10 protein-coding genes are annotated in these 14,498 nt (G+C 63.6%); 6 read left to right on the forward strand and 4 right to left on the reverse strand.

Annotated features, from left to right (window positions below; translation table 11 throughout):
- Positions 1–52: 52 nt before the first annotated feature.
- From H281_RS0122970 to H281_RS0122985, 4 genes are all read left to right on the forward strand, one after another.
- On the forward strand, positions 53–934 hold the full coding sequence (locus tag H281_RS0122970) for a MurR/RpiR family transcriptional regulator (protein ID WP_020069488.1): 882 nt from the start codon (positions 53–55) through the stop codon (positions 932–934).
- Complete coding sequence (gene iolG, locus H281_RS0122975) at positions 927–1,946, forward strand: inositol 2-dehydrogenase (protein WP_020069489.1); 1,020 nt, start codon at positions 927–929, stop codon at positions 1,944–1,946. Before H281_RS0122970 ends, iolG begins: the two co-directional genes overlap by 8 nt.
- Positions 1,943–2,989, forward strand: coding sequence for a Gfo/Idh/MocA family oxidoreductase (locus H281_RS0122980; protein ID WP_020069490.1), 1,047 nt, complete (start codon positions 1,943–1,945; stop codon positions 2,987–2,989). Before iolG ends, H281_RS0122980 begins: the two co-directional genes overlap by 4 nt.
- Before the next feature lie 132 nt (positions 2,990–3,121).
- Positions 3,122–3,349 carry a sulfurtransferase TusA family protein gene (locus H281_RS0122985; protein WP_027776570.1) on the forward strand — a complete coding sequence of 76 codons (228 nt, stop codon included), beginning with the start codon at positions 3,122–3,124 and terminating at the stop codon, positions 3,347–3,349.
- 118 nt (positions 3,350–3,467) lie between these two features.
- Here the strand turns inward: H281_RS0122985 and galU are convergent, their stop codons facing one another.
- Entirely contained in the window at positions 3,468–4,349 is an 882-nt protein-coding gene (gene galU / locus H281_RS0122990) for a UTP--glucose-1-phosphate uridylyltransferase GalU (RefSeq protein ID WP_027776571.1), read from the reverse strand.
- Between the two features lie 70 nt (positions 4,350–4,419).
- Positions 4,420–7,299, reverse strand: coding sequence for a valine--tRNA ligase (locus H281_RS0122995; RefSeq protein WP_020069493.1), 2,880 nt, complete (start codon positions 7,297–7,299; stop codon positions 4,420–4,422).
- Between the two features lie 187 nt (positions 7,300–7,486).
- Here H281_RS0122995 and H281_RS0123000 point away from each other — a divergent pair, with 187 nt between their 5' ends.
- Both H281_RS0123000 and H281_RS0123005 read left to right on the forward strand, forming a co-directional pair.
- Complete coding sequence (locus H281_RS0123000; protein ID WP_020069494.1) at positions 7,487–9,850, forward strand: UvrD-helicase domain-containing protein; 2,364 nt, start codon at positions 7,487–7,489, stop codon at positions 9,848–9,850.
- Positions 9,847–10,656 carry a 5'-methylthioadenosine/adenosylhomocysteine nucleosidase gene (locus H281_RS0123005; protein WP_020069495.1) on the forward strand — a complete coding sequence of 270 codons (810 nt, stop codon included), beginning with the start codon at positions 9,847–9,849 and terminating at the stop codon, positions 10,654–10,656. Before H281_RS0123000 ends, H281_RS0123005 begins: the two co-directional genes overlap by 4 nt.
- Positions 10,657–10,685: 29 nt before the next feature.
- Here H281_RS0123005 and H281_RS0123010 read toward each other — a convergent pair whose 3' ends face one another.
- Complete coding sequence (locus tag H281_RS0123010) at positions 10,686–12,593, reverse strand: propionate--CoA ligase (protein ID WP_020069496.1); 1,908 nt, start codon at positions 12,591–12,593, stop codon at positions 10,686–10,688.
- A gap of 201 nt (positions 12,594–12,794) precedes the next feature.
- Positions 12,795–14,078 (reverse strand): MFS transporter, encoded by a 1,284-nt coding sequence (locus tag H281_RS0123015; RefSeq protein WP_020069497.1) that lies wholly within the window; start codon positions 14,076–14,078, stop codon positions 12,795–12,797.
- Between the last annotated feature and the right edge of the window lie 420 nt (positions 14,079–14,498).

The following is a 14,498-nucleotide window of genomic DNA, read 5'->3' on the forward strand; positions in this document are numbered from 1 at the left end:
CGCCGGTCCGAAAGCGCCTGCCGCAGTGCAGTAAAGCCCCGAAGAGAGAACCATGGCGGAAGAGAGCACAGAAGAATTGCCGAGCGTCGAAGAATTGATGCAGCGCATCGCCGATAACTACGAGGCGCTGCCGCGTCAGTTGAAGAACGTCGCGACGTATATCGAGCAACATCGTTCGAGCGTGATGGTGGACCGCACGAGCGACATCGCCGCGAGTTGCGGCGTGCATCCGTCGGCGGTCGTGCGATTTGCGCAGCGCTTTGGTTTCTCCGGCTTCTCCGATTTGCAGGCGGTGTTTCGTCAGGCATATACAGGGCAGGGTGCGTCGTCGCCCAGTTATCAGCAACGCATTCGCAAGCTCATTGACGAGAAGCCCGGTGCGTTGTCTGGCGGCGCGGTCGCGCGCGAGTTCATCGCGGCTTCCCGCGGCGGTCTCGAAGAACTCGAAGCGGGGCTCGACGACAAGCAGTTCGACGCCGCCGTGAAGATGCTGCAACAGGCGGACAACATCTATGTGATCGGCGTGCGGCGCTCGTTTCCGGTGGCGAGCTACATCGTCTATGCGTTGCAGCACACGCCCAAGCGCGTGCACCTCGTATCGGGTTTCGGTGGCATGTACCGCGAGCAGATACGCAGCGTGAAAAAGGGCGACGTGGTGATCGCGATCAGCTTCGCGCCTTATGCGAAGGAAACGCAGTATTGCCTGCGGGTCGCGCATCATCATCAGGCGAAGACGCTGGTCATTACGGACAGCCAACTATCTCCGCTCGCGCGTTACGCGAGTACCCAGCTGTATGTGAAAGAGGGCAGCGCGTTCGCGTTCCGCTCGCTGACCAGCACGATCTGCCTGTGCCAGGCGCTCTTCATCGCGCTTGCGTACAAGCTCGAATTAAACGTAGAAGAATCGAAAGACACTGGAGGATACGATGACTGACGCAGCAAAACCGATCGACGTCGCAGTGTTCGGCGCGGGCCGTATCGGCAAGATTCACGCGGCCAATCTCGCGCGGCAACCGGGCGTGCGGCTGAAATATGTGGTCGATGTGAATAGCGAGGCGGCTGCGGCGCTGGCTGCCGCGCATGGCGCCAAGGTGGCCGATATCGACGGTGCAATGGGCGACGCGTCCGTCGGCGCCACGGTGATCTGTTCGAGCACCGACACGCATGCCGATCTGATCATGAAGTCGGCCGCTCAGAAAAAACACGTGTTCTGCGAGAAGCCGGTCGACCTGACGCTCGAGCGTGCGCGAGCCTGTGCTGATGCCGTTGAGCGCGCGGGCGTGGTATGCATGATCGGCTTTCAGCGCCGCTTCGATCCGACGTTCTCCGCGCTGAAGGCGCGCCTTGATGCGGGCGAGATCGGCACCCCGGAAATGCTGGTGGTGACGAGCCGCGATCCAGGCGCGCCGCCGGTGGACTACATCCGCCATTCGGGCGGCATCTTCAAGGACATGCTGATTCACGACTTCGACATTTTCCGCTGGATTCTCGGCGACGAAGCGGACACGTTGCACGCTACCGGCAGTTGTCTGAGCGACCCGGCAATCGCGGAGGCGGGCGACATCGATTCGACCGCGGTGACGATCCGCACGAAGCGCGGCCGCCTGTGCCAGATCAACACCGCGCGCCGCGCCGCCTACGGCTACGACCAGCGCTTCGAAGTGCTCGGCAGCGCGGGCATGCTGCAGGCGGGCAACGTGCGGCCTACGGAAGTCACCGCTTACTCCAGGACGCAGGTGTCGAGCGACGTGCCCGAAGCGTTTTTCCTCGAACGTTATCGCGCCGCTTATGCGCTCGAAATTGCGCATTTCTTCGAGGCAGTCACGCAGGGCAAGCCGGTGCGCACCACGGTCGCCGACGGTTTGAAAGCGCTGGAACTCGCTGAGGCCGCCACGCGCTCATGGCGCGAGGGGCGTGCGGTGAAGCTCGGCGAGGCCGCGCAATGAGTGCGGCGGCGTCAACGCGGCGGCTGCGTTTCGGCGTGGTCGGCCTCGGGCGGCTCGGCAAACGTCACGCTGAAAATCTGGCGTATCGCGTGCCGGGCGCGGAACTGGTTGCTGCTTGCAGCCCGCTCGAAGAAGAGCGGGCGTGGGCGCGCGACGCTTTGCCGTCGCCGCGCCTTTACGACGACTACGCGCGGCTGCTGGACGACAAAGACGTGGACGCCGTGTGGCTCGTCACGCCGTCGTCGCTGCACGCGCAGCAGATCGTCGACGCTTTGCGCGCCGGTAAGCACGTGTTCTGCGAAAAGCCTTTGTCGCTCGATCTGGCCGAGTGCGAGCGCGTGCTGCACGAGGCTGCGCAGTATCCGCATCTGCAGGCGACGATTGGCTTCATGCGGCGTTTCGATCCGAGCTACAAGGACGCGTTCGACAAAATCGAAGCGGGCGCGATCGGGCGGCCGTTTCTGGTGCGCTCGCAAACCACTGACAAGAACGATACCGACGGCTTCTTCGTGCGCTTCGCGGCAACTTCCGGCGGCATTTTCCTTGACTGCACGGTGCACGACATCGACGTCGCGCGCTGGCTGCTCGGAAAGCCGCGCGCAAAGCGCGTGTTCGCGGCGGGCGCCGTCGCGCTGCACGAAGGCCTGCGTGAATTCGGCGATGTGGATAACGGCGTGGCGATCTGCGAATTCGAGGACGGTAAGCTCGCCATGTTCTACGCGTCGCGGACCCAGGCACATGGTAACGACACGCACAGCGAGGTGATCGGCACGGCAGGCGGACTGACCATTGGCCATAATCCGCGCGCGAATCGCGTCGAGATTTACGACGCGACGGGCATTCGCAACGAGTGCACGCCGGGCTTCTTCGATCGCTTCGAAGAGGCGTTTCTGCATGAGGCGCGCGCGTTTGTCGCGTCGGTGCAGGGCGGAGCGGGATCGGCCGTGCAAGCGGGCGCGACGCTCGCCGACGCGCTGGAAGCGACCCGCATCGGCAATGCGCTGCGGCAGTCGCTGCAAAGCGGGCAGGCTGTGACGTTGTAGCGTCGATATGGCTGGTCGGGCGGCGATGCGCGCGGTGCCTGCGCCGGCAAGGCGGCGAAGGCTGCGGTAGAATTTGACCCTCTGTCCGGCGTCGCGAACGACGCCTTGTCCCGAAGGTCATCGTCGATGCAAATTCAGATTCATAAGGAAGTCGATGCGCGCGGGCTGATGTGCCCGCTGCCCATTTTGCGCGCCAAGAAGGCGCTCGCCGATATGGAAAGCGGTCAGATTCTCAAGGTGCTCGCCACGGACCCCGGCTCGCAGCGCGATTTCGCCGCGTTCGCGAAGCAGACCGGCAATGAGATCGTCGAGAGTTCGGCGCACGACAAGGTCTTTACTTTTCTGATGAAGCGCCGCTGAAGCGCACAGATTCAGACGCACGCTCCCAAACAAAAGGCGCTGTGCCCGCTAAAGCGGGGCACAGCGCCTTTTTGACTTCCGGGAGATGCCTCGCGATTCAAGGCATCTCGCAGAGGCTTTAGCCTTCCAGAACCGGCGAACGGGTACGCAGATATTCGTCGAAATCCGCGGCCACTTCGGGGTGACGCAGCGCGAACTCGACCGTTGCCTTCAGATAACCAAGCTTGCTGCCGCAGTCGAAACGCGTGCCGTGGTACTTGTACGCGAGAACCTGTTCGTCGGCGAGCAACGACTGGATTGCGTCCGTAAGCTGCAGTTCGCCGCCGGCGCCCGGCTTGATCGAGCGGATGTGGTCGAAAATGCGCGGTTTGAGCACGTAGCGGCCCACCACGCCGAGATTCGAAGGTGCGACGCTCGGCTCCGGCTTTTCGACGATGCCCGACATCTTGATGATCGAGTCTTCCCATTCCTTGCCGTCGACAATACCGTACGACTTGGTTTCCTGCGCCGGGATCTCTTCGACGCCGATCACCGAGCTGTGATAGTGGTCGAACACCTCGATCATTTGCGTCATGACGGGCGGCGTGCCGTACAGCAAGTCGTCAGCCAGAATCACGGCAAACGGGTTGTCGCCCACCAGCTTTTCCGCGCACAGCACGGCGTGGCCGAGGCCGAGCGCTTCGGGCTGACGCACGTAGAAGCAGTCCACATGGCTCGGCTTGATGCTGCGCACGAGTTCGAGGAGCTTGTCCTTGCCGCGCGCTTCCAGTTCGGCTTCGATTTCGTACGATTTATCGAAGTGGTCTTCAATCGCCCGTTTGCTGCGGCCCGTGACGAAGATCATTTCGGTGATGCCGGCCGCCATGGCTTCTTCCACCGCGTACTGAATCAGCGGCTTGTCGACGATCGGCAGCATTTCCTTCGGGCTTGCCTTCGTGGCAGGGAGGAACCGGGTGCCAAGACCTGCTACCGGAAATACTGCCTTTGTAACTTTTAGCATGTGATTACCCTGAGTCCTCTGGTTTAGCTATCTGTCCGTGCCCGCCCCGCGGGCGGGCGTGGAGCGTCGATCAGGCCGGCAAGCGCGCGAGCTGCGCTTTCAGCTTGCCGACAGTCGCTTCGAATTCCGCCAGCCTTTTCTGCTCCTGCTCGACGACTGCGGGCGGCGCCTTGGCGACAAAACTTTCGTTCTGCAGTTTAGCGTTGCACTTGACGACTTCTGTGCTCAACCGCGCAATCTCTTTCGACAACCGCTCGCGCTCGACCGCGACGTCGATTTCCACCTTCAGCACGAGCTTGTCACTGCCTACGATAGCAATTGGCGCGCCATCCGCTTGCGCGTCGAGCGCGGCTTCGTCGGCAATGATCTGCACTTCCGACAAACGGGCCAATGCCTGGGCGTACGGAGCGAAGGTGCGCAGACGCTCCGCGTTGCCGGTAGCGAGCAACGGCACCTTGACCGCCGGCGACAGATTCATTTCGCCGCGCAGATTCCGGCACGCATCGATCACTGCTTTCAGGTCGGCCGCCCATTGCTCCGCGTCTTCGTCGAGCTTCGACATCTCGGCAACGGGGTACGGCTGCACCATGATGGACGCTTCGCCCTCGGCCTTGCCCTCGGGATAACGCCCGGCCAACGGCGCAACTTTTTGCCACAACGCCTCGGTGATGAACGGAATCACCGGGTGCGCGAGGCGCAACACCGTCTCGAGCACGCGCAGCAGGGTGCGCCGTGTGGCGCGCTGCTGGTTCGGCTGACCCGTCTGGATCTGAACCTTGGCGAGTTCGAGATACCAGTCACAGTATTCGTCCCAGACGAACTTGTATAGGGCGTTGGCCACATTGTCGAAGCGATAGTCGGCGAAACCCCTGGCGATCTCGGTTTCCACGCGCTGCAGGCGGGACACGATCCAGCGATCCGCCGACGAGAAGTTCAGGTGGCCGTCCGGGCCGCACTCGCCGCACTGTTCCGGCTTGCCGAAACCGCAATCGTGGCCTTCGCAGTTCATCAGCACGAAGCGGGTGGCGTTCCACAGCTTGTTGCAGAAATTGCGGTAGCCCTCGCAGCGCGCGAGATCGAAGTTGACGTTGCGCCCGAGCGTAGCCATTGACGCCATCGTGAAGCGCAGCGCGTCGGTGCCGAACGCGGGAATGCCGTCGGGGAATTCCTTGCGGGTTTTCTTTTCGATCGACGCGGCCTGCTTCGGGTTCATGAGGCCGGTGGTCCGTTTGGCGACGAGGGCGTCAAGGCCGATGCCGTCGACGATATCGATCGGATCGAGCGTATTGCCCTTGCTCTTCGACATTTTCTGACCTTCGGCGTCGCGCACGAGACCGTGCACGTAGACCGTGTCGAACGGCACCTTGCCCGTGAAGTGCGTGGTCATCATGACCATGCGCGCGACCCAGAAGAAGATGATGTCGAAGCCCGTAACCAGCACCGACGACGGCAGGAAGTGCTTCAGTTCCTGCGTTTCGTTCGGCCAGCCGAGCGACGAGAACGGCACGAGCGCGGACGAAAACCACGTGTCGAGCACGTCTTCGTCGCGTTTGAGCGGGCCCGTGTAGCCGGCTTCTGCCGCTTTCGCGTGCGCGCCTTCCTCGGTCTTCGCGACGAAAATCTCGCCATTTTCGCCGTACCACGCAGGAATCTGATGACCCCACCAGAGCTGGCGCGAGATACACCAGTCCTGGATGTTCTCGAGCCACTGGTAGTACGTGGTGGTCCAGTTTTCCGGCACGAAGCGGATTTCGCCGTTGCGAACCACGTCGAGCGCGGTTTCGGCGATCGATTTGCCCGGATTGAACGTGCCTTCAGGCGCCGGTTTGCTCATCGCGACGAACCACTGGTCGGTCAGCATCGGCTCGATCACGACGCCGGTGCGGTCGCCGCGCGGCACCATCAGCTTGTGCGGCTTGACCGATTCGAGCGCGCCGAGCGCTTCGAGGTCGGCGACGACCTGCTTGCGGGCTTCGAAACGGTCGAGGCCACGGTATTTTTCCGGCGCGTTGTCGTTGATCTTCGCGTCGAGCGTGAGGATCTCGATTTGCGGCAGCTTGTGGCGCAGGCCGACCTGATAGTCGTTGAAGTCGTGCGCGGGCGTGACCTTGACGACGCCCGTGCCGAATTCGCGGTCGACGTAGTCGTCGGCGATGATCGGCACTTCACGGCCCGACAGCGGCAGCGTGACGGTCTTGCCGATCAGATGCGCGTAGCGCTCGTCTTCCGGATGGACCATCACGGCGGTGTCGCCGAGCATGGTTTCGGGCCGCGTGGTCGCGACCGTCAGATGGCCGGAGCCGTCGGTGAGCGGATACTGGATGTGCCACAGGTGGCCGTTTTCTTCTTCGCTGACTACTTCGAGATCGGAAACGGCGGTGAGCAGCACCGGGTCCCAGTTGACGAGGCGCTTGCCGCGATAGATCAGGCCCTGTTCATAAAGGCGCACGAACACGTCGCGCACGGCGGCCGACATTTTGTCGTCCATCGTGAAGTATTCGCGCGACCAGTCGATCGACGCGCCGAGGCGGCGCACCTGGTTCGTGATGGTCGAGCCGGATTCCTGCTTCCATTCCCAGACGCGTTCGACGAATTTCTCGCGGCCGAGGTCGTGCCGCGACACGCCTTGCGCGTCCAGTTGCCGTTCGACGACGATCTGCGTGGCGATGCCCGCGTGGTCGGTGCCCGGCACCCACAGCGTGTTGTCGCCGAGCATGCGGTGATAGCGGGCGAGGCCGTCCATGATGGTCTGGTTGAACGCGTGGCCCATGTGAAGGGTGCCCGTGACGTTCGGCGGCGGCAACTGGATCGAGAAGTCTTTCCTGTTCCCGTCGAAAGAGGGCGCCGCGTAGGCGCGCTTTTCCCATTCGGGGCCCCAGTGGGCTTCGATGGTGTGCGGCTCGAAGCTTTTGGCAAGGGTAGAGGAGGTGTCGCTCGGGGTGTCGCTCATGGGTCGATCGGCTGGTAAATGCGGAGAATGTTCGATTATAAAGGGCGCCGGGGCGCGGCTCTGGTTTTGAGGTTTTTGCTTGTCGGGATTCGAACCCGCCAGAACGGAACGCCGCGCTCGCCCGGCAAAAAAAGCAAGCGGGCGCCGGGGCATATAATGACGAACACCCCGCCGTCCCTCCGAAAAAATGCCCGATCTGCTAGCCAATCTCAACCCCGAACAACACGCCGCCGTCACACTCCCCAACGAGCCCGCGCTCATTCTCGCCGGCGCGGGCAGCGGCAAAACCCGCGTGCTCATCACGCGCATTGCGTGGCTCATCCAGCACGGGCTTGCGTCGCCCGCCACCATTCTGGCCGTGACCTTCACCAACAAGGCCGCCCGCGAAATGATGTCGCGCCTGTCGGCGCTTTTGCCCATCGACACGCGCGGCATGTGGATCGGCACCTTTCACGGCCTGTGCAACCGCATGCTGCGCGCGCATCATCGCGACGCCGGCTTGCCCGCCACCTTCCAGATTCTCGATACCGCCGACCAGTTGTCCGCGATCAAGCGTCTGATGAAGGGCCTGAACATCGACGACGAAAAATACCCGGCCAAGAACCTCCAGTACTTCATCAACAACGCGAAGGAACAAGGACTGCGCCCAAAAGACGTCGACGCCACCGACAATTTCAACCGCAAATTCGTCGAACTGTACGAAGCGTATGACCAGCAGTGTCAGCGCGAAGGCGTCGTCGACTTCCCGGAACTGCTGCTGCGCTGCTATGAACTGCTCGCGCACAATCCGCCGCTGCGCGCGCATTATCAGGCGCGCTTCAAGCACATTCTCGTCGACGAGTTTCAGGACACGAACAAGCTGCAGTACGCGTGGCTGAAGCTGCTCGCGGGTCAGACCAATTCGATCTTTGCGGTCGGCGACGACGACCAGTCGATCTACGCGTTCCGCGGCGCCAACGTCGGCAACATGCGCGACTTCGAGCACGAGTTCAACGTGCGGCATCTGATCAAGCTCGAACAGAACTACCGCTCGCACGGCCATATTCTCGACGCGGCCAATCAGTTGATCGCGAACAATTCGCGGCGTCTCGGCAAGAATCTGCGCACCGACGCCGGTCATGGTGAACCGGTCCGTGTTTATGAATCGGCGACGGATTCGCAGGAAGCCGGCTGGATCGTCGAGGAAATCAAGGCGCTGATCAGCACCGGCACGTCGCGCAGCGAAATCGCGATTCTCTACCGCAGCAATGCGCAGTCGCGCACGATCGAGCACACGCTCGTCAATGCGGGCATCGCGTATCGCGTGTATGGCGGCTTGCGCTTTTTCGAGCGCCAGGAAGTCAAGCACGCGCTCGCGTATCTGCGTCTGATCGACAATCCGAACGACGACACAGCGTTCGCGCGCGTGGTCAATTTCCCCACGCGCGGCATCGGCGCGCGCTCGATCGAACAGCTCGCGGACGCGGCGCGACTGTATAACTGCTCGATGGCCGCGGCGATCCCGTATGTCGCCGGCAAGGCGGGCTCCAGTCTTGCGAGCTTCGCGAACCTGATCGGCAAGATGCGCGCGGAAACGCAGCAGATGAGCTTGCCGGAAACCGTCGAGTACGTTGTCCGTGCAAGCGGTCTCGCGGACTTCTACCAGAACGAGCGCGAAGGTCAGGACCGGCTCGAGAACTTGCAGGAACTCGTCAACGCGGCCGCCGCGTTCGTCAGCGAAGAGGGCTACGGCATGGACACGCCCGCGCGCTCCATTCCGCTGCGTCCGGGCGCCACCGCGGCGCCCGAACTGGCAGTCGCGACCGACGACCCGAACACCGTAGTGCTCGACGCGCCCGGCATCGCCGATCCCGCGCAAAACCCGGACACCATGACGCCGCTCGCCGGCTTCCTGTCGCACGCGTCGCTCGAAGCGGGCGACAACCAGGCGCAAGCCGGCCAGGAAGCCGTGCAACTCATGACGGTGCACGCGGCCAAGGGCCTCGAATTCACGGCCGTGTTCATTACGGGTCTCGAAGAGGGGCTGTTTCCGCATGAGAACAGCGCAATGGAGTCGGACGGACTGGAAGAAGAGCGCCGTCTGATGTATGTCGCCATCACGCGCGCGAAGGAGCGCCTGTACTTGTCTTTCGCGCAAAGCCGGATGCTGCACGGTCAGACGCGCTACAACATTCGCTCGCGTTTCTTCGACGAATTGCCCCAGGAAACGCTCAAGTGGCTCACGCCGAAAGTCGAGGCGGGCGCGCGCTGGGGCGGCCGCTCGGACAATGCCGGTTATGGACGAGACTGGTTCGCCCGGCCCGACCGCCAGCAGGGGTACGGCGGCGGGGCGTCCACGGCAGCCGCGCCGTTGCCGGCCTTCGCTAACGAACAGCGTGCGGCGGAGGCGGGCTTCCGCGTCGGCCAACAGGTGTTTCACACCAAGTTCGGCGAAGGCACGATCACCGCGCTGGAAGGCGGCGGGGCCGACGCGAAGGCGCAAGTCAAGTTCAAGCGCCACGGCGAGAAGTGGCTCGCGCTCGCGGTTGCGAAACTGCAGGCGGTCGAATGAGCGCCGCAAGTCAGGGCCATGACGCAGCGCTGGCCGCGTCGTCGTCGAAGAGACCGCTCGGCATACTCGCGGCCTTGCCGCAAGAACTCGGCGACCTGATCGAGGCGATGCGCGCGGAATCCGGCGTGCGCACCGTCACGCACGGCCGGCGCGACTATCACGTCGGCACCGTCCATGGCGCGCCGTGCGTCGTAACGCTCGCGCGCGTCGGCAAGGTCGCGGCGGCGGCAACGGTCAGCGCACTGATCCATGCATTCGACGTCGAAGCTGTCGTCTTCACCGGCGTCGCCGGCGGTGTGGGCGCCGAGGTGCGCGTTGGCGACATCGTCGTTGCCAATGCGTTGTTGCAGCACGATCTGGACGCGTCGCCGCTCTTTCCGCGTTTCGAAGTGCCGTTGCTCGGCATGTCGCGCTTTACCGCCGACGCCACGTTGGCCGCGCAACTCGCCGCCGCGTGTGAGCGTTTTGTCGCGGAGGAAGGCGCTGCGTCGGCGGTGCGTTTCGGCACGATGCGGCCGCGCGTGCATCGCGGGCTGATTATCAGCGGCGATCAGTTCGTGGCGAGCGCGGCGGGCGTCAAGGCTTTGCGCGAGGCCTTGCCGGACGCGCTTGCTGTCGAGATGGAAGGCGCCGCGATCGCGCAGGTCTGTCACGAATACGGCGTGCCGTGCGCAGTTGTGCGCACTATCTCCGATACCGCCGACGATCACGCGCCGGCGTCGTTCGTCTCGTTTCTCACCGAGATCGCGGGCGCTTATTCAAACGCGATCCTCACGCGCTTTCTGGTCGCGCGCAGCGCGGGTTGAGTCGAAGCGGGCCGACGGAAACCCGGCCCTCACTCGTTGCGCGCCGACTCGCTGAGCCCCTCGCGCACCTGCTGCAACGCGGCCGGGTCTTCGATAGTCGGCAGTTCGCCCGGTTCGCGTCCTTCTGCCAGTGCGGCGATAGCCCGGCGCAACAACTTGCCTGAGCGCGTCTTCGGCAGCATGGAAACGATCACCACCCGCGACGGTCGCGCAATCGCGCCCAGTTGCCGGTCGACCGTCGCCGTGAGTTCCGCCTCCAGCTTCGTGCGTGCGTCGACATCCGCGTAAGCCTGCGCGTCGCGCAGCACGACGAAAGCCATCGCCGCCTGACCCTTCAACGGGTCGGCGACGCCGACCACCGCGACTTCCGCAACGGCCGCGTGACTCGACAACGCTTCCTCGATCTCGCGCGTGCCTAGCCGGTGCCCCGCGACGTTGATCACGTCGTCGGTGCGGCCGAGAATCGTCACGTAACCGTCTTCGTCCTGAATGCCCCAGTCGAAGGTCGAATACACCTGCTGGTCCGGAAAGCTCGACCAGTACGTACTGATAAAGCGCTTGTCGTCCCCCCAGACCGTCGACATGCAGCCCGGCGGCAACGGGTAATTCAGCGTCAGCACGCCTTTTTCGCCGGGCGGGCACGGCTCGCCCGTCAGCTCATTGCGCAGGGTCAGATTGAATCCGGCCGACGGTACACCGGGCGAGCCGAGCTTCGTCGGCAGCGCTTCGACGCCGCGCGGAATCGCGAGCATCGGCCAGCCGGTTTCCGTTTGCCAGTAGTTGTCGATCACCGGTTTGCCGAGCGCGCCGGTAATCCATGAGGCGGTCGGCTCGTCGAGCGGCTCGCCGGCAAGGAACAGCGTGCGCAGGCTCGACAGGTCGGCGCTTTCAAGCAGCGCCGGGTCCTGTTTCTTCAGCACGCGCAGCGCGGTCGGCGCGGTGAACATCAGATTGATCTTGTGCTGTTCGACGAGGCGCCACCAGATGCCGCCGTCGGGGCGGATCGGCGTGCCTTCGTACATCACCGTGGTCAGCCCCGCGATCAGCGGTGCGTAGACGATGTAGCTATGGCCGACCACCCAGCCGACATCCGACGCGGTGAACATCGTGTCGCCTGCCTTTCCTTCGAAGATGTATTCCATCGACGCCGCCAGCGCCACCGCGTAGCCGCCCACATCGCGTTGCACGCCTTTGGGCTTGCCGGTCGTACCCGACGTGTACAGCACGTACGAAGGCTCGCTCGACTCGAGCCATTCGCAGGACACGTGCGCGTCGAAGAACTGTTCGCGCAGCGGTTCGTAATCGACCAGGTAAGTTGCGTTGAGCCGCTCCGGCGCGAGCTGGCGGTCGATCAGCAGCACGCGCGCCGTCTTGTGGGTTGCGCGCGCGATTGCTTCGTCCACGAGCGGCGTGTAGTCGATCACCTTGCCGCCGCGCGCGCCGGCGTCGGCGGTTACGATCAGCACCGGCTTGGCGTCGTCGATGCGCGCGGCCAGGTTCGGCGCCGCGAACCCGCCGAATACGACCGAGTGGATCGCGCCGAGCCGCGCGCAGGCGAGCATGGCGAAGAGCGCTTCGGGGATCATCGGCAGATAGAGCAGCACGACGTCGCCGCGCTTCACGCCAAGCGAGCGCATCACTGCGGCCATCCGGTTGATTTCGGCGTACAACTCGGCGTACGTGTAGCGCCGCTCGATGCCGGTTTCCGTCGACACATATACCAGTGCATTTTGCTGCGCGCGGTCGACAAGGTGCCGGTCTACCGCGTTATGACACAGGTTCGTGCGCCCGCCGACGAACCACCGCGCGAACGGCGGATTTGAGCGGTCGAGCACGGTGTCGAACGGCGTTTCCCAATGAATGCGCCGCGCCTCGTCGCGCCAGAATGCCTCGGGGTTCTCGATCGAACGGCGGTGGAAGTCGCGGTAGCGGGTCATCTGCGGCGATCCTTCGGATGCTGGGTGACGAACAGGTGGAGAGGCCGTGCGCTGCGGCCATGTTGGGCGGCGCCGGAGCGAGGCGTGTGGCACAAGCATAGAGTACGCGCGGCTCGCCGGACAACGGGGGTTCACCATGAGCGGCGCGCGCAAAAGAAAAAGGCGCCGCAGCGCCTTTTTTCATCCGTCGACAGCAGACTTTTACGCCTTCGCGCGCTTGCCTTCCACGTCCGGCAGAAACACCGTCAGCACGCCGATCAACGGCAGGAACGAGCAGACTTTGTACACGTACCCAATGCTGGTCGCATCGGCCAGTTCACCCAGCACCGCCGCGCCGATACCGCCCATGCCGAACGCGAAGCCGAAGAAGAGCCCGGCGACCATGCCGACCTTGCCGGGTATGAGCTCCTGCGCGTACACGAGAATCGCGGAGAACGCCGAGGCCAGCACGACGCCGATGATCACCGTCAGCACGCCGGTCCAAAACAGATTCGCGTAGGGCAGCAGCAGCGTGAAAGGTGCGACGCCGAGAATCGACACCCAGATCACGTATTTGCGGCCGATCCGGTCGCCGATCGGACCGCCGATCACCGTGCCCGCGGCCACCGCGGCGAGGAACACGAACAGATGAATCTGCGCGGCCTGCACCGGCAAATGGAAGCGGTCGATCAGATAGAACGTGAAATAGCTGTTGATGCTCGCGAGGTAGAAGTACTTCGAGAACACCAGCAGGATCAGCACGCCCATTGCGAACATGACCTGGTTGCGCGACAGCGTCGCATGACCGGTCTGGCTGCGCGCCTTCTTGACCGACGGATGCTGCTTGTACCAACGCCCGATCTGCGTGAGCACGACGATCGCGACGAGCGCCGCCACCGAAAACCACGCGATGCTGCGCTGGCCGTGCGGAATCACGATCAGCGCGGCAAGCAGCGGTCCGAGCGACGAACCCGCATTGCCGCCCACCTGGAAGAGCGATTGCGCAAGTCCGTGACGGCCGCCCGACGCCATGCGCGCGACCCGCGACGACTCGGGATGAAACACCGACGAGCCGCAGCCGACGAGCGCCGCCGCTACCAGCAACACGCCGAAATTGGGCGCCATCGACATGAGCAGCAGGCCGGCCAGCGTGAAGCCCATGCCGACGGGCAGCGAGTACGGCTTCGGATGCTTGTCGGTATAGATGCCGACGAGCGGCTGCAGCAGCGACGCGGTGATCTGATAGGTCAGCGTGATCAGACCGATCTGGCCGAACGACAGCGAGAAGTTGTCCTTCAGCATCGGGTAGATGGCGAGAATCAACGACTGGATCATGTCGTTGAGCAGATGCGAAAAACTGATTGCGCCGAGCACCGAATAAACCGTGCGCTGCACGGTCGCGGCCGGCTGCGCGTTCGAGCCCGTCGAGTTCGGAGTGGCAGTGGCGGTGGTGCCGGTTACGGCTGACGCGCCGGCAAGTGCGCGTTTATCGAGGCTGGTTTCCATACGCTTGGACAAAGGAAGAGAAAGGGGCAATTCCTGGCTGGCGATAGATCGCGATCGGCGTACTACGTCGTCTCGGCATTTCGACGGGGCGTCGCGGGGCGGCCAGCTATTTGTCGCAGTTTAGTGTGGCTCGACGGAACTGTAAGGACAAGTTTTGTCGCGAATGAGACATCAGGCTGGGCGGTCCACGCCCTCCTGCGCGCAGCGATGGGGCGTTTGACGCACCGTCGCAGTGCCCGGTCGCGAGCGGCCGACACGCCAGTAAGCGTCTGGCAAGCCTGCCGATAAAAGCGCTATGGGGATTTTTGGCCATGTATAAACGGGCGCGGACGCGCGCTCACAAAGCTGCGCGTCGAGGACCGGGCGATCACGATCGGCTTTTTACGAACCGCACTAAAGATCGCGGACGTCGATGCCGTA

The sequence above is a fragment of the Paraburkholderia caledonica genome (assembly GCF_000383275.1).
In the GTDB taxonomy this organism is placed as follows: Bacteria; Pseudomonadota; Gammaproteobacteria; order Burkholderiales; family Burkholderiaceae; genus Paraburkholderia; species Paraburkholderia caledonica.